At 53.6% G+C, this 394-nt stretch carries 1 protein-coding gene; it reads right to left on the bottom strand.

From position 1 onward, the window contains the following. Positions 1-43 precede the first annotated feature (43 nt). On the bottom strand, positions 44-394 hold a 351-nt coding region (locus tag EOB49_RS37140; RefSeq protein ID WP_206526211.1), incomplete at its 5' end, for a hypothetical protein.

Here is a 394-nt window from a genome sequence, read left to right as displayed (position 1 = left end):
CGAGTTGCACGGGGTCGGGTTTCGACTTCATAACCTGTTGCTCTCAAGCAGCGATGACAGCGCCTTGTGCGCCGATCAATTCTATCCATCTTGAATGACCGAATGTAGTAGTGGAACGCATCCGTTCTCGGTCCGAGATGTGCCAGAATGGGGTACGACAATCAGCTGAGGGAGAGCGATCCGCTGAGAAAAGCTGCAGAAGTACTTTGGCTATCGCCCCGACGCCTAACGGGGCAATGATGCCGCTGGAGAGAATAGTCGGCGGCGGCGAAGACCTCCTAATAAATAGATACCCCATTTTCTTGAATCTCCGCTGCCGTACTTGATAGACGTGCGACAGCATTCGAGCCTCGATCGCGTGGACGGCATACTCAATGCAGTATTCAGTGGCACA

It is taken from the genome of Mesorhizobium sp. M7A.F.Ca.MR.148.00.0.0 (assembly GCF_003997735.1).
Classification (GTDB): Bacteria; Pseudomonadota; Alphaproteobacteria; order Rhizobiales; family Rhizobiaceae; genus Mesorhizobium.
This window is presented reverse-complemented; position numbering and strand designations above follow the sequence as displayed.